Origin of the sequence: Nitratireductor arenosus, from assembly GCF_009742725.1 — a bacterium.
Lineage (GTDB): Bacteria > Pseudomonadota > Alphaproteobacteria > Rhizobiales > Rhizobiaceae > Mangrovimarina > Mangrovimarina arenosa.
Genome location: NZ_WPHG01000001.1, coordinates 433,713 through 455,426, shown reverse-complemented (window position 1 = coordinate 455,426; position 21,714 = coordinate 433,713). Strand labels below are relative to the sequence as shown.

Here is a 21,714-nt window from a genome sequence, read left to right as displayed (position 1 = left end):
CCATGCCAGACTTTGATCGCAGCAAACCGACGGACGTTGCCAGCAATCTCCGACGGTTTGGTGCTTTTCGCGGACCTCTGAACCAGTTCTGCGCCGTCCGGATGGCGATAGGAGGAGATCGCCAAAGAGGAGCGCGCTGATCGGGAACTGTGGGCTTGCCGGGGAGGCAGATGCCAACCCGGAGTTCTGCAAAATGCCCCGATGTTGGATCGACACGAAAACCTGATGGTGGTACGTCCGAAAAACCTAAGAGCCGTCCGGCGCTAAAACCTACCGGCCGCGCGACGCAATGACCGAACGGCGGCACAGGGCTGAAGGCGGCTCTCTCCGGGAAACGGGCTGAATCGCTGGAAGCGCTCAAAGCGCTGCAGGATGCCGGCGCGGTTGCGATCCGTTCGACGGCCGGTCGCAATTCGACCTGCCGGCCCGCGAACGCTCTGCCTATACCGGACGCATCCGACCGATGTGGCAAGCGATGCGCGCAGATAGCGCGGATAACTTTCCGCCCGCGCTCGGCTAAGCGAGATCGATTTTTTCGACCGTGACTTGTCCAGGACCTCGCGCAGGATCTCGGGTTCGAGCGTCTTGCGGCCGAGCAGGCGTTCGAGCTTTCGCAGGCGATGCTCGAACTGGCGAACGACTTTGTTGCCGGTGACATCGTCATCTTCGAACACCGCGACACTGCCTCCCTGCGAGCATGAGCCGGCGCCAACGATACAACAGGTCCAGCACAGCGCCATTGCGGCGCGCGACGTCCGAGATGCTGGCCTGATCGTCCACCGTCTTCGACTATCCGCAGCTTCTTCGCAGCGCTCCAGCGGCGGCGGCCACTATCGGCAATGATTTTTCGATCCCAGACATAGGCACGTGCCCGGGGATATCCCTAAGCCTCGATGGTCATGCCCGAGTGTCCGGTGAAACGGGAACAGTTCAATACATCGCTTCGGAACCCCCCGCCTTGCGGCATGCCTCGCCGATCGCAGTGCCGTCTTCAGCCTGCTTCAGCACGGACGCCATCTGCGGCTGTAAAAAACTTCGACGCTTACAACGGATTTTCCATCTCCCGGCCGCGGGATCAGAAACGGAAAATCCCAGACGAAAACGGTCCGAAATGGCGGGAGCGCGTCAGCGTAATTTGCGCCCGGTTGCCTGGAGCAATTGAAACGCCTCGTAACGACGCGCGTGAAAATCGGCCAGGCGGCCTCGCGCCGGCGCATAGACATCGCCCATGAGCGACATCGACGACATCGCGGCGGGGATGTCGGGCCATCGCCCGGCCGCCACTGCGCCGATCATCGCGGAGCCGAGCAGGACAGGTTCTTCCGTCCCCGGCGCGGCGACGTTCAAGCCGGTCGTATCGGCCAGCAATTGGCGAACCAGGGGGTTTTGTCCCGCGCCGCCGCTGACGACGATCGTGTCGATCGAGATGCCCTTTTCGCTTTGGGCTTGGCTGATCTGGCGCGCACCGTAACCAAGACCACAAACGCCCGCGACATAGAGCCGGATCAAACCGTCGAGCGACCGATCCATGTCGAGGCCGGCAATGAGCGCCCGCGCGTCGGGATCGGCAAACGGGGCGCGATTGCCGAGAAATTCGGGCACAACGTGAAGGCCGTCCGCCAGCAGCGCAACGTTCGACGCATCGCCGGCTTTTTCGAGTGCCCGGCGTGCCAGCCAGGCGGCCAGTCCCTGGTCCGCCTGCCTGGCGTGGCCGTTTGCTTCGGCGGCGGCCGGATGGAAGGTGAGCAGATGCTCGATGGCCGCGCCGGCGGCGGATTGCCCCGCCTCGTTGAGCCACAGACCGGGCACCATGGCGGAAAAATACGGTCCCCAGACCCCGGGCACGAAAACCGGTTCGACCGTTGACGTCATGGTGCAGGCCGATGTGCCAAAGACATAAGCCATGCGCGTTGTCACCGACCCATCGCCGGCCTCGCTTTTCGCACCGACGGTCCCGATGCCTCCCGCGTGCGCGTCGATCAGGCCGGCTGCAACCGGCGTTCCATGCGCAAGGCCAAGATCGGCCGCCGCCGCGGCGGTCAATCCGGCCCCCAACGCGGTGCCGGGGTCGACGATCTCGGTCCCGATCCGGCTGAAGCCCTCGTCGCACAGTTCGCCGAGGCCGATGGCCTGAAAGTAGCTGTCGTCCCAACGGCGTTCATGGCCAAGATAGGTCCATTTGCAAGTCGTCGTACAGGTCGAACGAGCAAGGCTGCCGCTCGCGCGCCAGGTCAGAAAGTCGGTCAGATCGAAAAAATGCCGGGCGGCGGCAAAGGTCTGAGGCCTGTTTTCCTTGAGCCACAGCAATTTAGGCGTTTCCATTTCCGGCGAAATTCGGTTTCCAACGTAACGCAGGACGTCATGCCCGATCGCGTTGATCCGCTCGGCCTGCGCGGTGGCGCGGTGATCCATCCAGACGATGATGTTGCGTTCGGGACGGTTCGGATCGCCGACCGCGATCGGTGTATCGTCCGCACCGATGACGACGAGCGAACAGGTTGCAGCAAAACCGATCCCGACGACAGCCGCCTTATCAATTCCCGCCGCGGCGACCGCCGAACGAACCGACAAGGAGACACCGCGCCAGATATCGTCCGACGATTGCTCGAAGAAATTGGCGCCGTCGTTGAAGAGAGCGATGTCGTGTCTGGCCGCGGCGAGGAGATTTCCGCGCAGGTCGAACACACCGGCGCGGGCGCTGCCGGTGCCAACGTCGATTCCGATGACGTATTCCATTCTAGAACCGTTCCTCTTTAAGTGGGGTCGTTTGGCCGCCGGGATTTCGTGCGCGACGCCGTGAGGCGCGTGAAAGGCCAAGGTCGGGCGATCGTGGTTTGACGGGCGATATCGAAACCATAAGGCGTTTTCCGGCTTGGACGGCTTTTCGCCCCGGCCCTTCGCGCAAGCCCGATAAACCAGACCTCACCGTCGAAGCCCTTGCCCGATATTGATATCGCGCTACGCGACTTCTCCTTGCCGGAGCGAAAATCCATTCCATCAAACCGGCTCCATTCAAAGAGGAACGGTTCTAGAGGTCCACACTGAGCGGCAGAATGACAAGATCGCGGACCGTTACCGTGCGTGGCCGGCTCAGCATGAACAAAACAGCTTCCGCGACTTCTTTCGGCTGCATCAGGCTGCCATTGGCGAGTGCCTCGTCCATTTTTGCCTTGGGCCAGTCGTCAAGCAGGGCCGTCACGACCGGTCCGGGGGCGATGGCCCCGATGCGGATATTGTGCTTGGCCACCTGACGCCTCACAGTATGAACGAAAGCCTGGACCGCGTGTTTCGAGGCGGTGTAGATCGGCTCCCACACCACCGGAACGAACCCGGCGATTGAACTGGTAACGATGACGTCGCCGCGCTTTTGCTGTACCATATGGGGCAGCACGGCATGGATGGAACGAAACACCGCGTTGATGTTGAGGTTCAGCATGCGATCCCAGGCATCGGGATCGCCGGTGATGACATCGCCGCCGATATACGACCCTGCGTTGGCATGGAAAATATCGAGCCCGCCAGCCCTCTTCACGATCTCGGGCAGCATCTGCGCGACGCTTGCCGGGTCGGTCAGGTCGACCACAAGCGGGATTGCCCGTGGCCCGAGTTCCAATGCCAGTTGGGTCAGTCTTTCCTCGGCACGGTCGATAAGCACGACCGTGGCGCCGGCCGCCAACAGTGTTTTGGCGCATTCGAGGCCGATACCGGATGCAGCTCCGGTGATCGCGGCAACCTTGCCATTTAGTTCATCGGTCATGTCAGACATCCTCTGGCTTATCGGGTGTCAGGCACGGCCGTGTGAGACACGGCTCTGGCGCGCAAGACTGTCGACGATGACAGCAATCGCCAGGACGCCGCCGGTGATCATGTAACGAAGGGAAGACGAGAGGTTAAGCAGCGTCAGCCCGTTGGCGATCGACTGGATCACGATAATGCCGAGAAGCGCCGACCAGGCGGAGCCGCGGCCACCGAACAGGCTGGTGCCGCCGATGACGGCGGCGGCGATGGCGTTGAGATTGACGTCACCGGTGCCGGCCTGCTGGCTTGCCGAAGCGAGCCGCGCCGACGACAACACGCCGCCGAGCGTCGCGAAGATCGAGCATAGAACGAACGCACTGAGGTAGATGCGCCTGACATTTATGCCGGCGCGACGCGCGGCCTCGGCATTGCCGCCAACCGCGGTCATCGACCGCCCCCATTTTGTCCGGGTGAGGGCGTAGTTCATTACAACGACGAGAAGGACAAACAGGCCGAACATCCACGGCACGCCGCGCCCTTGATTGAGATAGGCGACGATCGCTTCGAGAACGACAGTCGCCACGACAACCTTGAACACCAGTGCGCCGATCGAACCCGCCGAAAGGTTGACGGAGCGGCGTTGCGCCCTGGTGCGCAGACCCTTCGACAGGATCGCAAGACCGGGAAGCAACGGCAGCGTGTAGGAAACCCAGGCGGGCATAATCAAAAGCTGACCGAAATCGACGAAGCCCGACCCGTAGGGGAGGTTTATCGAGCCGGTGGAGCCAAGCAGGTAGAGTTGCAGGCCAAGCAGCGCGAGCAGACCGGCCAGCGTTGAGACGAAGCTGGGCATGCCGAGCCGTGTGCGCAAAAGTGCGTAGACCGAACCGATCACCGCGCCGAGCGTCAACGCACCGGTGATGGCCAGGATCAGCGGCACTCCCTGGTTGACCCACAGCACGCCGATGAGCGCCGATCCGACTCCGCTCATGGAGCCGACGGAAAGATCGATCTCGCCCAGCATCAAAACACAAACGATGCCGAGCGCGATGACGCCGACCGTCGAGCAGTCGAAAAGCAGGTTGACCAAATTGTTCGGTGACAGGAACACCGGGTTCAGGCCGGCAAACACGGTCCAGATGATCACCAGCCCCACAATAACCGGTAGGGATCCCAGGTCGCCGGCACGGACGCGGTCGAAAAATGCGCTGATCGCGCCTCCAACGCTGTTGGCATGAGCGACACGGCTGTCGCCTCGGTCGAGAAGCGTCGCCGGCGCGGCGGCGGCCTCGGTATTTGGTTCTCTGGTCATGTGCTGTTTTTCCCGGACGCCATATGCTCTGCAATCCGACCCGTGCGGCGCGACACGGCATTGTCGCTCGCGCCGGTGATCGCACCGACCAGCTCCTCGTTCGACGCATCAGGGCTGAAGACGCCGTTGTTGCGCCCGAGCCGTAGCACGACGATGCGGTCGGCCACCGCGCGCACGTCTTCCATGTTGTGCGAGATCATGATCACCCCGAGGCCCTTTTCCCGCACACGTTCGACCAGGTTGAGAACTTCCGCGGTTTGCGCCACGCCGAGCGCGGCCGTGGGCTCGTCGAGCATGATGATCTTCGGATCGAGAAGCAGCGAACGCGCAATAGCCACCGTCTGGCGCTGGCCGCCGGACAGCGACGCGACGACGTCGCGCACGCTAGGGATTCGCGCCGCCAACTCGTTCAGCAATGTCCAGGCCCGCACCTCCATCGCCACCTCGTCCAAATGCCAAGGATTGCGCTCCTGGCCGAGGAAGATGTTGGCAACGACATCGAGATTCTCGCATAGCGCAAGGTCCTGAAAAACGGTCGCGATACCGAGATCGAGCGCGTCGCTGGGTCCGTTCATCGTCACCGGTCGTCCCTGGAAGAAAATGCTGCCGGAGGTTGGCTGGTGCACACCCGCGAGCGCCTTTACCAGGGTCGACTTGCCCGCGCCGTTGTCGCCAACGAGAGCCACGACTTCCCCAGCGTGGATCTCCAGGTCGATGTCGGTCAGCGCCGATACCGCGCCAAAATTCTTGGAGACCTTGTGCAGGCTGAGGATGGGATCGGCTCGGCTTGCGGGCTCGGGAGAGATGGATGTCATGTCCGACTGCCTCCTCGCAGCAGGGTGCGCACACGCAGGCCGCCCGGCCATTCCGGTCCGGGCGGCCTGCTTGCGACTATTTGATACCGAGTTCGGCGCATCCTTCGGCGTAGCGGCCGGTGCAGAGTTCCGCCGCCGTGTTGATACCCTTGTCGATGATTTCGGCCTTGAGGTTCGCTCTGGTCACGACGGCCGGCACGAAGAGTTCGGACGGCGTATCGTATAGGGTCGTCTTGCCCTCGGGCGTTTCGCCGTTCAGCATCTTGACGGCGACATTGGCAGCCGCGGCGGCAACGATCTCGGACGGTTTCGAGATGGTGTTGTATTGGTCGCCGGCAATGATCAATTGCAGGGCCGCGATCGTTGCGTCATTGCCCGTGACCGGCGGAACGGGGTCTACGCCGGCGGCCTTGAAGGCGGCGATGGCGCCGCCGCCGGTGCCGTCATTGGCGGCGACCACCCCGATGATCTCGGCGCCAAAGCGCGTGATTTGACCACTGGTCCACTCCTGCGCTTTCGGCGGCGCCCAGTCCGGTGTGTCGAACTCGGCCAGCGTCTTGTATCCGCTGGCGGAGACGCCGGCATGGATGCCGTCCTTGATGAGGCCTGCCGCCGCATCCGTCGGCGAGCCGTTGATCTGCAGGATGCCGCCGGTGTCTGTCGGCAGCCCCTTCTCCTTCAGATGGTTCATCAGCGATTCCGCGATCGCCTGGCCGATACCCTCATTGTCGAAGGAGACGTAATAGTCGGCCTTCTTATCGGGGATCGGGCGGTCATAGGCGATCACCTTGATGCCCTGGCTCTGTGCAAGGCTCACCAGCGACGCCGCGGCGCTGGAATCGACGGGATCCAGCACAATCACCTTTGCGCCTTGGGTAATCACCGAATTGAACTGCTGCTGCTGACGCGCGACGTCGGCGTCGGCATTCTGATAGATAAGCGTGCATTGCGGGCAGAGCTTTTCCATCTCGGCCTTGAAACCAGGGAAATCATGCTGCTCATAACGCGTCGAAGCCTGGTCCGGCATCAGAAACGCGACCGTACCGGATGGCTGCGCCAAGGCGGCGGCGCTGGATGTCAATATCGCTGCGAGTGCGACGGCCCCGGCCTGCTTGAGTTTGTGTGCGGTCATTGCAATTCCTCCTTTTCAGATATCGGTGATTGGCGATTGCCCGGCCGCGGCCGCGTCCGGGAAAATGTCTGCTCCCTGAAACGTCCCAAAAAGCCTCGGACGTCCGCCACCGAGCCGCCAAGTCGGCCCGCCCAGTCGACCGGGTGCTTGGCTCCGTTGGTCGATTTGCGTGTGCGTTGTGCTTCGGGGCGCGTTCACCCGCGAGGCTCTGAAACCGTTCGCGCGTGTCCGTCTTGACTCATTGCTGCTCCTCCGGTCCTCCCTGTCAGCCAGTGTCCCGTGCGTTCCCGGATTTCCTCCAACCGGTTCCCGGGTCAGTGGATCTTCTTGACGTCCTCGCCGCGCCCCGGCGCGGCCTCTCCGGGCGGGCCGTCTTTGCCGAATTCGGCCGGTTCGCTCGGTGACAACTCCTTCACGGACGCGCGGATGACGAGGCTGGCGTTCAGCACCGTTGGCTCGGCGCGCCGCCTGGCGCCTTCTTCCATCCGCAGCGTCAGACGGTTCCACGCCATTGAGGCGATGTCATCCACGGGCTGGCGTACCGCCGTCAGCCCGGTGTTGCGGGCCGACATCCAGGCATAATCGTCGAATGCGATGACTGACGTTTTGCTTGGTATTTCGATCCGATGTTGCGCAAGCGCTGACAGAACACTCAGCGTCGTCACGTTGGTCAGGGCAATAACGGCGCCCGGCAGCGGGTTTCTCTCCAGCCAGTCCGAGAAAATCTTCGCTCCGGCCGCGACATTCGATCCCAGCTCCAACGCCCTTGGTCGGCGACCGACATAGGAGGCGACGACCTTCGATGCGCCTTCGACGCGTTCCGCGAGGGGCGGAAAACTGCTGTGCGAGACCGCCAGAACGATGTCTCGATGCCCTCGTTCCAGTAGGTGCCGCGCCGCGATTTCTCCCGCGTCGATATTGTCGATCGTCACGGTGTCGGCGATCGCGTTTCCAGTCGACACACGATCGACCAGAACCATCGGCAACCGGTCCTTGACGTCGAGCAGTTCAGCCGGAAGTACGTGCGAGCAGGGGACGATGACCAGTCCGGCCGGGCGCCACGAAAGCAAAGCCTTGAGGCGCGACGATTCGACCGACCGATTATCGTGGGAACTAGCGACGATTACATCGTAATCCTGTTCGAAGGCGAGTGTCTCCAGGCGTGACACGATCGTCGCAAAGAAGGTGTCGATGAGATCGGGCACCAGAACCGCGATGATCCTGTTGCGCCCCGAGCGCAGTTGGGAAGCGGCGCGGTCTATCTGGTATCCGAGCGCCTCCGCCGCCTTCCGCACATTTTCACGCAAATCGTCATTGACCGGCTTGCGGCCGCTGAAAACGTTCGAAACCGTTGCGGTCGAAACGCCAGCAAGTGCCGCAACGTCACGAATCGAAGGCTTTCGTCGACTCATTCCCCGGCGCCTTCCTCGTCTGTTAAACGATTAACTGTAAAACGTTTAACAGAATCTCGATGTGATGTGCAAGGGGTATTTCAATAGTTTGATGATCGACTGTCCCGGCTCTTGGCGATCATCGCAGGCGTGGTCGCATTGGCTGGCGGCTTTCGCGCGGGACTGCTTCTTCCGCAAGCCGCGTGCGGCGGTTGGCTCGCATATCCATGGACGGGGATTTTCGGCGTTTCGACAGTCCGGATTCGTAAGGACATCGGCCTGACCGCGACGGGCTACGACGAGCCGGAAATCCGCCGCTGCGCGATCATGTCAAATTGCCCCTTCGGCGCCGGCGCCGGCGGCGGACGGCGAAAGGCTGCTCGCCAACCATCGTGGCGAAGCGGTGAAATGGATCGTGCCGCCTCGTCCATCCTATACCCCTGCCTCAAGCTGTGGGTCTGCTGTCGTTCGCGCAAATCGGGGCGCGGAGTGTCCGCCCATTCGGGCTTTTTCCTACTATTCGGAGCACAGGGGTTGCTTCCCATCTAATTTGTAGTAACAAATTAATATGGATAGCAGCGCGACGGGAGGATTGATGGTGCGGGGTTGGGGCGAGCTGTCGCGAAGCGAGCGCGCCTATGTCCTGCGCCATGCCGTGGCGCAGCTTCTTTTGTGGTCGGCCTTTTTCTACCTGTTCGCGGCGCTGTTGCCTCAGATCGGGGCTGCCTTCGGCGAAACCCCGATCGTCATGTCGGCGGCGCTGACCGGCGGGCTCTTGGCATGGGCGCTGGCCGCCCCGTTCTGCGGGCGGCTGATCGACCGGGGCCATGGCCGGGCGCTGCTTGCCGGCGGGGCGCTTTGCGGCGCGGCGGCGCTGGTGCTGATCGCGGTGGCGCCAAGCTATCCGGTCTTCGTGGCGGGCATGCTCGTGCTCGGCCCGGCCATGGCCGCAACCCTCTACGATCCCTGTTTCGCGCTGGTCGTGCGCCGGTTTCCGAACCGCGCGCGCGCGCCGATCGCCGCCGTGACGCTGGTAGCGGGGCTGGCCTCGCTGGTGACCTTTCCGCTGGTCGCGGTGCTGGGCGAGACGCTGGACTGGCGCGGCATCGTGCTTGTCTTCGCGACCGGAGCCGTCCTTGCCGCCCTGGCGTTGCCGGGCGAGGTTGAGGGCGGCGTCGCGCGTGAACGCACGGCCGGCCCGCCGCTCGCCGCCGGCCTGCGCGCGCGCACCATTCTGATCGGGGCGAGCTTCGCGGCGCTGATCCTGTCGCACAGCATGCTCCTGTTTCATCTGCCCGGCGCGCTCGCCAGCCGGCCCGCCTTCGGCGCGTCTGCCCATCTGATCCTGGCGCTGATCGGCCCGGCGCAGATAGCCGGCCGGCTCGCGCTCGGCGCGATGCCGGGCGTGTCGAGCGCGCTTTTGTGCCGGGTCGTGTTCGTCTTCATGCTGGTGCCGCCGCTGCTTCTGCTGGCGGCGCCGCAATTTCCGGCGCTCGCGCTTGTCGCGGTGTTGCTACAAGGGGCGGGGTTCGGCATCCATACCGTGTTGCGCCCGGAGACGGCCGAACTCCATCTCGGCAGCCGCGCCATCGGCGGGGCGCTGGGGGTGATCGCGATGATCGGCCTGCTGATGATGGCGCTCGGCCCGGCGCTCGGCGCGCTGGCGCAGGCCCGCTTCGGCTTTTCCGGGCTGTTGTGGCTGGCGCTTGCCGTCAACGCGGTCGGCCTTGGTCTGCTGTTCAGGCTCGACCCGCCCGGCGCCGTGTTCACTATGGCGAGGCGATCATGAGCGGCGTGGTGGTCGCGGGCGGCGCGATGACGCCGTTCAACCGGCGCAAGGACGGCAGCGGGATGCGCGACTGGGCGCGTGCGGCCTTCTTCGACGCCGTGGCGGATGCGCGGCTTGAAGCGGGCGATATCGATGCGCTGGTGGTGGCTTCGGAAAGCGATTTCTTCACCCTGCAGCTCAATCCGGCCGCGCTGATCGCCGACGAGCTCGGACTTTTCGGCATCGCCGCGCAACGCGTCGAGGGCGGCGGCGCGTCGGGCCATCTGGCGGTTCACGCCGGCGCGGCCATGGTGATGGCGGGGCGCGCGCGTCGTGTCGCCGTGGTGGGCCTGGAGCCGTCGGCCTCGCATTTGCCGGGGGCCGCGGTCGGGGCGCTTTACGGCCTGTCCTTCGACGCCTGGACCGACGGTATGACCGGTATCGATTCGACCAGCCTCTATGCGCTGTCGGTGCAGGCCTTCATGGAGGAGACCGGCGCCGGACAGGATGATTTCGCTGCGATCGCAGTGCGCAATCGACAGAACGCGCGCGCCAATCCCAACGCCCATCTGCCGCTCGACATCGCGGCCGCCGACGTCGCCGCCTCGCCGGTGATCGCCCAGCCCTATCGCCGGCTCGACTGCTCGCCGCTCAGCGACGGCGCGGCCTGCGTGATCCTGGCCGGGGCGGCGGGGCTGCCGGATGGCGGGGCTGGACGGGCGCGGATTGCCGGCATGGGGGTCGCCAACGACCGGGTGCGGCTCGGCGAGCGGGCCCGGCCCGGGCGTTTCGAGGCCAAGGGCGTGGCGATGCGGCGCGCGCTCGCCGAAGCCGGCGCAACGGCGGCCGAGATCGGGCTTGCCGAGATCTATGACAGCTATTCCGGCGCGCAGCTTCAGGCGCTCGACGGTCTTGGACTGGCCGGGGACGTCGTCGGGGCCGAGCGCGAGGGCGTGTTTGCAGCCGACGGAGCGCTGCCGGTCAATCTGTCGGGCGGCCTGCTCGGCCAGGGCGCGCCGGTCGGCGCGACCGGCGTGGCGCAGGTGCTGGCCTGCGCGCTGCAGCTCGAGGGCCGTTATTTCGGGCGCCGTGTGGCAACGCCGCCGCGCTATGCGCTTGCCGACACGCATGGCGGCGTGGCGACGCTGAACGCGGTCAGCATTCTGGAGGCCGCGCGATGAAATATCGGCTGACCCTCGACTACACGGTGCCGGAAGGGACGCTGGCGCCCTATTTCGACGCGCTGCGGCAGGGGCAAGCGCTTGCCGCGCAGTGCACCTCCTGCGCAGCGACCAGCTTTCCGCCGCGGCCGATCTGCGGCGCGTGCGGCGGGCGCGAGATGAACTGGCGGGACTTGACGGGCCGGGCGGGCGTCGTGCGGCGCACCGACACTGAAAACGGCGCCTTCGCGCTGGTCCGTTTCGACGGGGCCGACGGGCTGGCGACGGTGGCGCTCGCCAACCCCGCCGAACGGCAAGCCGCCGGACGGCTGGCGGTGCCGCCCGACGCGCGGCCCGGTCTTTGGCTTCAACTGGAAAACGAGGACGACGATCATGCTTGACCAGTGGAGCGCCGAGGCGCTGGCCGGGATTGGCCTGAAGCGTCAGGCCGACGGGCTGGCGATCGACATTCCGGCCGACGCCAATATTTTTGCCATGACGGTCGGGCGCCATCTCGGCCCCGGCGCGCGTTCGCGCACGGCGATGGTGTTCGAACAGGCCGACGGCGAGACCGTCTCCTACAGTTTCGGCGACATCGACCGCGCGGCGACGGCGCTTGCTGCGTATCTGCGTACGCTCGGTTACGGGCGCGGCGACCTGATCGGCATCCATACCGGCATGCGGCCCGAGACCGCGATCGCGCATATGGCGGTCTGCAAGCTCGGCGGCACGGCGGTGACCCTGTCGCAGCTCTACGGTCCGGACGCGCTGGCGCATGCGCTCAACCATTGCGCGGCGCGCTGCCTGTTGACCACCGAGGCGGCCTGGGCGCCGTTGCGACAGGCGGCGGCGGAGCTGTTTCCGCATCTCAACGACGTGCTGGTCAGCGGCGCGGCCGGCGGCGAGCCGGATCTCGCCGCCATCCTGGCGGCGCCGGCGCCCGCGGATTTCGAACCCGCCTATACCGGCGCCGACGATCCGGCGCTGTTGATGTACACGTCCGGGTCGACCGGCATGCCGAAGGGCATTCTCCACGGCCACCGGGTGCTTGCCTCCTATCGGCCGTCGATCAATCTGTTCTTCGACCTGTCGCTGGACGACGAGGACGCCGTCTTCTGGTCGCCCTCGGACTGGGCCTGGGTCGGGGGGCTGCTCGACATGCTGTTTCCGGCCTGGCTCGCCGGCCGGCCGGTGGTCACGTCGGAGGCGCGGTTTTCGGCCGACTGGGCCTACCGGTTCATGGCGCGTCACAAGGTGACCCACACCTTCCTGGCGCCGACGGCGATCAAGCGCCTGGCGCAGACGGCCAAGCCGCGCGCCGAATACGATCTGGCGCTGCGGGTGATCTGCACCGGCGGCGAGGCGCTGGCGGCCGACACGCTCAACTGGGCCGAGACCCGGCTCGGCGTGGTCTGCAACGAGTTTTACGGCATGACCGAGGTCAATCATCTGATCGGCAATTGCGCGGCGCTTTACCCGCGCAAACCCGGCTCGATGGGCGTCGCCTATCCCGGCCATGTCGTGCGTCTCGTCGACGCGGAGGGTGGGGAGGTGCCCGATGGCGAGTCCGGCGAGATCGTCACGCCCGCAACCGCGCCGACCCGCTATCTCGGTTATCTGAACAACCCGGACAAGGAAGCCGAACTGCGGCTCGGCCCGTGGATGCGCACGCACGACCTCGCGGTGCGCGATGCGGACGGCTATTTCTGGTACAAGGGCCGCTCCGACGATTTGATCAAGTCGTCGGGTTTCCGCATCGGCCCGGCCGAGATCGAGGAATGCCTGCTTGCCCATCCGGCGGTCGCCGAGGCGGCGGTGATCGGCAAACCGGACGCCGAGCGCGGCGCGATCGTCAAGGCCTTCGTCAGGCTGGCGGCCGGTTATGCCGGCGATGCCGCACTCGGCGAGCATCTGCGCGCGCATGTGCGCCAACGCCTGGCGCCCTACAAGGCGCCGCGCGAGATCGTCTATGTGGACGCTTTCGAGATGACCTCGTCGGGCAAGATCAATCGCAAGGCGTTGCGCGCGGCCGAAGGCGGTTGACGTAACAAATTTGTTCATACTAATCTGTTCGTACATTTAGCCTCGGGGCACGTCGCAATGAAATTCGGAATCCACGCCGGACTTTGGATGCGGAGCTGGTCGGACGACCTGGCGCCGATCTTGGAGGCCGCGGCCGATATCGGCTTCGACGGCGTCGAGCTCTCGCTTCTGGGCATCGGGCTCGATCGGGCCGCGGATCTGCGGCGTCAGGCGCAGGCGCTCGGCCTCGAACTGACCTGCTCCACCGGTCTGGGCGCCGATGCCGATCCGACCTCCGACGATCCGGCCGTGCGCGCGCGGGCCGAGGCGGTTCTGGCCGAGGCGATCGCCACCACCCAGGCGCTCGGCGCGGCAAGCCTGGCCGGCGTGGTGGCGGCGCCGTGGGGCGTCTTCGAGCCGGCCCGCAAGGCCGACCGCGCCGCGCGCGCGGCCGAAACGCTCGGCCGTCTCGACGGCCGGCTGCGCGACAGCGGGGTGCGGCTCGGCATCGAGGCGATCAACCGCTTCGAGACCGACCTGACCAACACCGCCGCCGAGGCCGTCGCAATCGCCGAAGCGACCGGTTCGGCCCAGATCGGCGTGCTGCTCGACACGTTTCATATGAATATCGAGGAAAAGGATCCGGCCGCCGCGATCCAGGCGACCGGTGACCGGCTTTCTCACTTCCATGTCTCCGACAATGATCGCGGGGTGCCCGGATCGGGCCGCTACGATTTCGCCGCCAGCGCGGCGGCGCTGCGCGCCATCGGCTACCGGGGCTGGGTGACGGCGGAGATGTTCGTGGTGCCGGGCCACTCGACCAGCGCCGATCTCAACATCTGGCGGGCGATCGAGGCCGACCCGACAAAGGCCGCGCGCAACGCGCTTTCCTTCATGAAGCGGGTATTTTCATGAGCGCCGAGGCCTATTTCACCGCACTCGCCGCCCGTTTCGACGGGCTGGTCGAGCCGCTCAATACGCTCGACGCGGCGCTTGGCGACGGCGATCACGGCACGACGATGCGGCGCGGCCTGGTCAAGGCGGCTGCCGCCGGGTCCGGCTTGCGGGCCAAGGCGTTCATGCGCGCGTCCGGGGGCGCGTCCGGCACGCTGTTCGGGCTGATCCTGCACGAGATCGAACTGCATCTCGACACGGGCGCGCCGCTCGCCGACGGGCTGGCGCGGGCCGAGGCGCGCATTTGCGATCTCGGTCAGGTCACCGAGGGCGACAAGAGCATGGTCGACGCGCTGGCGCCGGCGGTGCGCGCGCTTGCCGATCGCGGTTCGCTGGCGCAGGCGGTGACTGCTGCGGCGGCCGGGCGCGAGGCCACGCGCGACCTCGCCGCGCGGCGCGGGCGGGCGCAATATGTCGAGGGCGGCGGCGTCGGCCATGTCGACCCCGGCGCGACCTCCGTCGTCCATCTGCTCGAGACGCTGGCCGAAACCGGAGAGGCGTCGTGAAAAAGCTCTTCAACAGCGCCGAGCGCATGGTCGACGACATGATCGACGGCTATGTCGCGGCCTATCCGCAGGTCCGGCGCGGCGCGCAGGATGCGCGGGTCGTGGTCCGGGCGCGGCAGGTCAAGGACCCCGCCCGCAAGGTGGTGCTGTTGATCGGCAACGGGTCGGGGCACGAGCCGATCGCGATGGGCTTCGTCGGCGCGGGACTGCTCGACGCCAACGTGGTCGGCGACGTCTTTGCGGCGCCCTCGGCCGACCTGATCCTCGACGGCATTCGCGAAGTCGCCGGGCCGGCCGGGGTCCTGCTTTTGATCTCGCAGCATTCGGGCGACATGATCAACGGCCGCGCGGCGGTGATGCTGGCTGAGGAAGAAGGGCTAAAGGTCCGCGCGCTGCCGATGTATGACGACATCTCTTCGGCGCCGCGCGACCGGCTGCACGACCGGCGCGGCGCGCCGGGCACGATGTTCGTCTACAAGATTCTGGGCGCGGCGGCCGAACAGGGCATGGACCTCGACGCGCTGGTCGCGCTCGGCGAAGCCGTTCGCGCGCGCACCACGACCCTGGCCGCGGCGGCCAGTCCGGGCATTTCGCCTTTAACCGGCAAGCCGATGTTTTGCCTGCCCGACGACGAGATCTATCTCGGCATGGGCGTGCACGGCGAGCCCGGCATCGGCCGGGTCAAGGTCGGGCCGGCGGGCGATCTCGTCGAGCGCATGGTCGCCGCGCTGCTTGCCGACCGGCCGATCGCCAGGGGCGCAAAGGCGGCGGTGATCGTCAACGGCATGGGCGGCACCACCTTGATGGAGCTTTTGACCGTCTACCGCGAGACCCGCGCCGCGCTCACCCGGCGCGGCATCGACGCGGTCGCGCCGATGATCGGCTCCTACGTCACCACCCAGGAAATGGCCGGGTTTTCGATCTCGCTGCTGGAGCCCGACAAGCGCATGCTCGACTTGTGGTGCGCGCCTTCCGACAGCCCCTTCTTTCCACGTATCGAGGACCACACCGCATGACCGCAAACGGATCTTTCCTGAAAAAGCCGATCTGCGGCGTGGCGGTCGACCAGGGCAGCGGGCTGGAGAAGGCGCTGCGCGAGGCGCGCGGGCCGGCGGCTGCGCCGGACGATCTGTTCCGCTTCAAGCGGCTCGTGGTCGAGGCGCTCAGCGGCCAGGCGACGACCTTGCTGGTCGACGCCGCCCATGGGCGCGAGTTGCTGCCGCATTTCGCGCCGGGCTGCGAGAAAATGCTGGCCTTCGAGGCCGACGTCTACCGGATCTCCAACGAGGACCGGATCACCGTGCTGCCGGACAATCTGAGCGTTTCCGACTATCCCGGTCTCGGCGTGCGGGTGTTGAAGTTCTTTCTCTATTTCGGGCCGCGCGACCCGGCCGAAATCAACGAGAGGAAATTCGCCCTCGTCGCCGATATCGGCCGGCAATGCAGCGCGGCCGGGGTGACGTTCCTGTTCGAGCCGATCGTCTATGACCGGGCGGTGCCGGATGGCGCATCGTTCGATTTTGCCGCCCTAAAACCTCAACTTGTGACCGAGGCGACACGTATTTTTGCCGATTCTCGCTTCGAAATCGACGTTTTGAAGGTCGAAGTGCCGGTAAATTTGAATTTTGTCGAGGGTTTCGGTGAGCCGGCGATGAGCCGGGAGGACGCCGAGGCCGCCTTTCGCCGCGCCGCAGACGCCGCCGGCGACATTCCGATCGTCTATCTGAGCGCCGGCGTCACGTTCGAGCAGTTCGAGGGCGCGCTCGGCCTGGCGCGGACGGCGGGCGTCGACATGGCCGGCTTCATGTGCGGGCGCGCGATCTGGAGCGACGCGATTGCCGTCTACGGCGCCGAGGGGCCGGAAGCGGCCGAAGCGTGGATGCGCGGACCGGGCCGCGAGCGGCTCGCGCGGCTGACCGCCGTCGTGTCATGAACGCAAGCCGTTCCCTGCTGCCACAGGTCGAGGCATTCCTGGCGACGCCGCAGGGGGCGCGGATCGGCGATACCCGTGTCGCGGGCGCGTCGCGGCTCGCAGTGGTCGACCCGTCGACGGAAGCGGTGATCGCGGAGGTTGCCGCCGGCGGTGCGGCCGAGATCGACGCCGCGGTCGAGGCCGCGCGCGCGGCGATGGCCGGGCCCTGGGGTCATATGACGCCGCATGATCGCGGTCAACTTCTGTGGCGGCTCGCCGAGGCGATCGAAGCGCGCAGGGACGTTTTCGGCCAGCTCGACGCACTCGACAACGGCAAGCCGTTTGCGGTGGCGCGCGACGTTGACGCGGTCTATTCGGCCCGGCATTTTCGCTATTTTGCCGGCTGGCCGTCGAAGATCGAGGGCGCGACGGTTCCGGTCTCGGTGCCGGATCGTTTCAACTATACGCGTGTCGAGCCGGTTGGCGTTTGCGGGCTGATTACGCCGTGGAACTATCCGCTGCTGATGGCGGCGTGGAAGCTGGCGCCGGCGCTCGCCGCCGGCAATGCGGTCGTCCTGAAACCGGCTGAGCAGACGCCGCTCAGCGTGCTCTACCTCGCCGACCTGGCGCTGGAAATCGGCTTCCCGCCGGGCGTGCTCAATGTCGTGCCCGGCCTCGGCCACGAGGCCGGCGCGGCGCTTGCCGCCCATCACGGCGTCGACAAGGTCGGCTTCACCGGCTCGACGGAAACCGGCCGGCGGATCGTCGAGGCCTCGGCCGGAAACCTGAAGAAGGTCTCGCTGGAACTCGGCGGCAAGGCGGCGAATATCCTGTTTGCCGATGCGGAGCTGGAACGCGCGATTCCCGGCGCCTTCTGGGCGCTGTTCGGCAATAACGGCCAGTCATGCACCGCCGGCGCCCGGCTTTATGTCCATCGCGACATTCACGACAGGGTCGTGGACGGCCTGACGAAGCTGGCGAATGCGCTGTCGGTCGGGCCCGGCATGGCGGAGCCGAGCCACGATCTTGGGCCGGTCATCTCGCGCAAGCAGATGGACACGGTGCTCTCTTATGTCGGGGACGGTATCGCGGCCGGGGCTGCGTGCGCGGCTGGCGGGACGCGGCTCGATCGCGCCGGCTATTTCGTCGCGCCGACCATTCTGACCGGGGTCGCCGACGACATGCGCGTGGCGCGCGAGGAAATCTTCGGCCCGGTGCTGTGCGTGCTGCCTTTTACCGACGAAGACGAGGTGCTGGCGCGCGCCAACGACACGATTTACGGGCTCGCCTCGGGGCTGTGGACGCGCGATCTCGGGCGCGCCAACCGGATGGCGGCAGGGCTGAAAGCCGGCACGATCTGGACCAATTGCTGGGGCGATACCGATCCAGCCTCGCCGTTTGGCGGCATGGGACAGAGCGGCTACGGCCGCGAGATGGGACGCGAGGCGATCGCGCTCTACAGCCAGACAAAGAGCGTTTGGCAATCCACACTATGATCAATAGAGTCGGACAAATTGATCTTATTGCGGGTGGTGACGCCATGAACGACAAGCCGGGTCCGAAATACAAACGCGTCTACGACACGCTGCGCAAGCGCTTGCAGGACGGCTATTATTCCGTCGGCACGCGCCTGCCGACCGAGGACGCGCTCGCCACCACGTTCGATGTCAGCCGGGTCACCGTGCGCCGCTCGCTCGACATGCTGGTGAGCGAAGGCTATCTGGTCGCGCGTCAGGGCAGCGGTTATCTGGTCGACACCTTGTCGCCGCCGTCGAGCACATGCCTGACCTCGTTCACGGATTCGGTGCTGAAAGAGGGGCGTGAACCCGGCGCCCGGCTGATCGACATCACCTTTTTCGACGGCGACGCGCCCGAGGCGATCGGCGACATGCTGGGCAAATCGGTGGTGTGCATCCGCAGGCTGCGCACGGTCGACGGCGAACCGAAGATGCTGGTCAATACCTGGCTACCTACCGCGAGGGTTACGGGCCTTTCAAAAGAGGACTTTCCCGAAACCGGGCAGGACCAGTCGATCCTGCGGGTCCTGTCCGGCCGGTTCGGCCTGGAGTGGAGCCGCGCCTGCGAGACGATCCGCTCCTGCGTCGCGTCCGACGAAATCGGCGCGTTCCTGCAGGTGCCGGTGCAGACGCCGCTCCTGGTCCAGGCCTGCACCGCCTTCGACGACGAACAAGGGACGGTGTTTTTCGAAGAGGTTTTTCGCAACACGCCGATCACCTTCAATCTCGGCGGCAGCCGGCGCCAGGAACAGCTCAGCTAACGCGGTTTTGATTTCATGGTTTCGGCGATGCCGCACACTCTGTTCGTCTTATCGCGATCCGGCCCGAAAGATCGGCGCGCGGTCTTGAGGCCGCCCCACAGGGAAGCTCGTTTGCAATGGCGATAACCATTGGTCTGATCCGGGCATCGCTGCCCAGCTATTTTCCGGACCGGCACGGCGTCTTCAGCGATGCGGTCGCCATGCTGGAGCCGTTTGTCGACGCGCTTGGCGCCCGCCTGGTCGTCGCGCCGGAAATCCCGATGGACGGCCGCGCCGCCCAGAAGGCGGTCGACCACTGCCTGGCGGAAGGGGCCGAGTTTCTGCTCCTGCTGCATGGCGGCTTTACGATGGGCGACGTCGCGCGCCAGATCGCCGTCGCGGGCGTGCCGATGGGCGTGTGGGCAACGCCGGAGCCGGGCCATGAAGGCGACATCCAGCTCAACAATTTCGTGTCGCTCAACATGAGCATGTCGATCGCGCGCGGGGTGCGCGACCTCGCCCGCGCTCCGGTGCAATGGTATTTCGGCGCGCCCGGCGATCCGGCCCTCCAGTCCCGGCTCGGCCAGACGATCAGGGCGCTGTCGGCACGCGCGGCGCTGCGGACGGCGCGCATCGGCGTCGTCGGCGGACTGGCGCCGACCTTCTACAATATGGACGTGTCCAGCAACGCTCTGAAAGCAGGGCTCGGGGTGGATGTCGACCATATCGACATCCACCGGATGACGGCCGGCATGGCCGCGGCCAACGACGACACCGTCGCCGAGGAAGTCGCGCGGATGGCGGCAGCGGCCGACATTCGCGGCGTGTCGGGCAAACAGATGGCGCTCACCGCGCGCGCCGCGCTGGCGCTGCGGGCGATCGCCCGCGACGGAGACTACGATGCGCTGGCAGTGTCGGACTGGCCGGCGCTGCAGGAGGAGCCGGGCATGCATCCGGGCGCGGCCTTCAGCTGGCTGGAGGAGGTCGACAATCTGCCGGTCGCGTCCGAGGGCGACGTGCTCGGCGCGGTGACCCAGCTCGCGGTTTCCGCCGTGACGGGGCGAGTCGGCTGCCTGCTCGACATGACCTCGCCCGATCTCGACGCCGACCGCATCCTGATGTGGCATGGCGGCGGCGGGCCGCTCTACATGGCCAAACAACGTCCGGCCTGGATCAACCATCCGATGATCGGGCGCGGCACCGAGGCGGGCCCGTGTTTCGGCGCGATCGCTGACTACCAGTTCACCGAGGGTCCGGCGACGATCCTGCGTGTCGCCCGTGACGGCCAGGCTCTGTTTGCGCTCGAGGCCGCCGTGCACGGCGCGCCGGAGAGCGGCTTTACCGGCTGCCGGGGATGGGTGGGCAGTTTCGCCGTGCCCGCGTCTGACAACCGGCTCACCGCGCGCGACGTGGTCACAACGGTCATGGAACACGGGCTCGAACATCATTTCGTGCTCGTTCCGGGACGTTGGGCGCGGGCGTTTGAGGAATTCGCCGCCTGGAGCGCGCTCGAGCGGCTCGGGCCGATCCGCGCGCATGACGGTTTGCCGGACTGAAAACGGGTGCTCAGCGGCCGCGGGAAATGCCCGGACCCGGTTGACACGGTCGCTTGATTAGAATTAATTTGTATTAACAAATTGGTTGGATACGATAGGCCAAGGGAGGAGACCGGCGCTTGACGAAGGTGCAGCTCAGCGGTGTGCGCAAGCTCTTTGGCACGTTTACCGCCATCGAGAATATCGATCTGACGATCGAGTCCGGTGAGCTGGTCGCCCTGCTGGGTCCCTCGGGCTGCGGCAAGACCACCACTTTGCGCATGGTCGCGGGGCTGGAGGCGCCGACCAGCGGCGAGATCATGTTCGACGATAAGGACGTGTCGCATCTGCCGGTTCAGGACCGCAATGTCGGCATGGTGTTTCAGCGCTATGCGCTGTTTCCGCACATGACGGTGGAAAAGAACGTCGCCTTCGGGCTGAGCGTGCGCAAGGTGCCCAAGGCCGAAATCGAGGAACGGCTCGCCGAGATCCTCGACGTCGTCCAGCTCAGCGGATTTCGACACCGGTTTCCCGCGCAGCTTTCCGGCGGCCAGATGCAGCGGGTGGCGATCGCGCGCACGCTGATCACCAAGCCGTCCGTTCTGATGATGGACGAGCCGCTGGCCAATCTCGACACCAAGCTCAGGGGCGAGATGCGGCGCTTCATCCGCAATCTCCAGCAGCGTTTCGGCATCACCACGATTTTCGTCACCCACGATCAGGTCGAGGCGATGGAACTGGCCGACCGGGTGGCGGTGATCTTCGACGGGCATCTGGCCCAGTACGACACGCCCGATACGCTTTACCGGCAGCCGCACTCGACCGACGTCGCCGATTTCATGGGAGCGGGCAATCTGTTTGCCGCCCGGCTTGCCGCGCCCGACCGTGCCGAAACCGCCTTCGGCACACTCAGGGTTGCGCCGCGCGAGGATTTGCGGACCGGCGAGGAGATCGACGTGGTGTTGCGCGAGGAGGCGATCGACATGCTCGACCGGCCCGACGCGGCGACCCACCAGGCGCTTTCCGGCGAGATCGTGGCGCGCGATTTTTTTGGCGCCAACGTCAACTACACGGTGGTGTGCGGCGACGCGCGCCTATCCGTCAGCGAGCAATCGCGCCGGCTTCTCGATGTCGGCAGCACCGTGTGGCTCGACATTCCGCCGGACCGAATCTGGCTGATGTCCAGGTGAACGATCCAAACCGCGATTTGAC

General features: G+C 65.9%; 18 protein-coding genes and 1 pseudogene. 12 read left to right on the top strand and 7 right to left on the bottom strand.

The features are described 5' to 3' along the window. Positions 1 to 529 precede the first annotated feature (529 nt). The 7 genes and pseudogenes from GN330_RS23635 to GN330_RS02075 all read right to left on the bottom strand — a co-directional run. Positions 530 to 879 (bottom strand): annotated as a pseudogene (locus GN330_RS23635) (transposase); the annotation flags it as partial. Between the two features lie 246 nt (positions 880 to 1,125). After that, positions 1,126 to 2,736, bottom strand: a complete 1,611-nt coding sequence (locus GN330_RS02100) for an FGGY-family carbohydrate kinase (RefSeq protein ID WP_156710951.1) — start codon at positions 2,734 to 2,736, stop codon at positions 1,126 to 1,128. 292 nt (positions 2,737 to 3,028) lie between these two features. Next, positions 3,029 to 3,757, bottom strand: a complete 729-nt coding sequence (locus GN330_RS02095; RefSeq protein ID WP_156710949.1) for an SDR family oxidoreductase — start codon at positions 3,755 to 3,757, stop codon at positions 3,029 to 3,031. A gap of 27 nt (positions 3,758 to 3,784) precedes the next feature. After that, positions 3,785 to 5,050, bottom strand: a complete 1,266-nt coding sequence (locus GN330_RS02090) for a sugar ABC transporter permease (protein WP_156710947.1) — start codon at positions 5,048 to 5,050, stop codon at positions 3,785 to 3,787. Next, entirely contained in the window at positions 5,047 to 5,865 is an 819-nt protein-coding gene (locus GN330_RS02085; RefSeq protein ID WP_156711898.1) for an ATP-binding cassette domain-containing protein, read from the bottom strand. The genes GN330_RS02090 and GN330_RS02085 overlap by 4 nt, the downstream gene beginning before the upstream one ends. Before the next feature lie 76 nt (positions 5,866 to 5,941). Then, the gene (locus GN330_RS02080) at positions 5,942 to 6,997 is read right to left on the bottom strand and encodes an ABC transporter substrate-binding protein (protein ID WP_156710945.1); all 1,056 of its coding nucleotides are present in this window, start codon (positions 6,995 to 6,997) and stop codon (positions 5,942 to 5,944) included. 314 nt (positions 6,998 to 7,311) lie between these two features. After that, complete coding sequence (locus GN330_RS02075; RefSeq protein ID WP_156710943.1) at positions 7,312 to 8,409, bottom strand: LacI family DNA-binding transcriptional regulator; 1,098 nt, start codon at positions 8,407 to 8,409, stop codon at positions 7,312 to 7,314. Between the two features lie 574 nt (positions 8,410 to 8,983). On the opposite strand from GN330_RS02075, the gene GN330_RS02070 reads away from it, so the two are divergent. From GN330_RS02070 to GN330_RS02015, 12 genes are all read left to right on the top strand, one after another. Next, positions 8,984 to 10,177, top strand: a complete 1,194-nt coding sequence (locus tag GN330_RS02070; RefSeq protein ID WP_197434999.1) for an MFS transporter — start codon at positions 8,984 to 8,986, stop codon at positions 10,175 to 10,177. After that, the gene (locus tag GN330_RS02065; RefSeq protein WP_156710938.1) at positions 10,174 to 11,337 is read left to right on the top strand and encodes a thiolase family protein; all 1,164 of its coding nucleotides are present in this window, start codon (positions 10,174 to 10,176) and stop codon (positions 11,335 to 11,337) included. The genes GN330_RS02070 and GN330_RS02065 overlap by 4 nt, the downstream gene beginning before the upstream one ends. Beyond that, a complete protein-coding gene (locus GN330_RS02060) occupies positions 11,334 to 11,717 on the top strand; it encodes a Zn-ribbon domain-containing OB-fold protein (RefSeq protein ID WP_156710937.1) in 384 nt (127 codons plus the stop codon). The genes GN330_RS02065 and GN330_RS02060 overlap by 4 nt, the downstream gene beginning before the upstream one ends. After that, a complete protein-coding gene (locus GN330_RS02055; RefSeq protein WP_156710935.1) occupies positions 11,710 to 13,359 on the top strand; it encodes an acetate--CoA ligase in 1,650 nt (549 codons plus the stop codon). Before GN330_RS02060 ends, GN330_RS02055 begins: the two co-directional genes overlap by 8 nt. Before the next feature lie 57 nt (positions 13,360 to 13,416). Further along, entirely contained in the window at positions 13,417 to 14,253 is an 837-nt protein-coding gene (locus GN330_RS02050; RefSeq protein WP_156710932.1) for a sugar phosphate isomerase/epimerase family protein, read from the top strand. Beyond that, on the top strand, positions 14,250 to 14,798 hold the full coding sequence (locus tag GN330_RS02045; RefSeq protein ID WP_156710930.1) for a DAK2 domain-containing protein: 549 nt from the start codon (positions 14,250 to 14,252) through the stop codon (positions 14,796 to 14,798). The genes GN330_RS02050 and GN330_RS02045 overlap by 4 nt, the downstream gene beginning before the upstream one ends. Continuing rightward, positions 14,795 to 15,814: a dihydroxyacetone kinase subunit DhaK gene (locus GN330_RS02040; protein ID WP_156710928.1), complete on the top strand. Its 1,020-nt coding sequence runs from the start codon at positions 14,795 to 14,797 to the stop codon at positions 15,812 to 15,814. The genes GN330_RS02045 and GN330_RS02040 overlap by 4 nt, the downstream gene beginning before the upstream one ends. Beyond that, positions 15,811 to 16,731, top strand: a complete 921-nt coding sequence (locus GN330_RS02035; protein ID WP_156710927.1) for a tagatose 1,6-diphosphate aldolase — start codon at positions 15,811 to 15,813, stop codon at positions 16,729 to 16,731. Before GN330_RS02040 ends, GN330_RS02035 begins: the two co-directional genes overlap by 4 nt. Next, positions 16,728 to 18,206, top strand: a complete 1,479-nt coding sequence (locus GN330_RS02030) for an aldehyde dehydrogenase family protein (protein WP_156710925.1) — start codon at positions 16,728 to 16,730, stop codon at positions 18,204 to 18,206. The genes GN330_RS02035 and GN330_RS02030 overlap by 4 nt, the downstream gene beginning before the upstream one ends. Before the next feature lie 44 nt (positions 18,207 to 18,250). Beyond that, entirely contained in the window at positions 18,251 to 18,988 is a 738-nt protein-coding gene (locus GN330_RS02025; RefSeq protein ID WP_197434998.1) for a GntR family transcriptional regulator, read from the top strand. Between the two features lie 116 nt (positions 18,989 to 19,104). Next, a complete protein-coding gene (locus tag GN330_RS02020) occupies positions 19,105 to 20,523 on the top strand; it encodes an L-fucose/L-arabinose isomerase family protein (RefSeq protein WP_156710921.1) in 1,419 nt (472 codons plus the stop codon). A gap of 128 nt (positions 20,524 to 20,651) precedes the next feature. Then, the gene (locus GN330_RS02015; protein ID WP_343040348.1) at positions 20,652 to 21,692 is read left to right on the top strand and encodes an ABC transporter ATP-binding protein; all 1,041 of its coding nucleotides are present in this window, start codon (positions 20,652 to 20,654) and stop codon (positions 21,690 to 21,692) included. Positions 21,693 to 21,714: the final 22 nt, after the last annotated feature.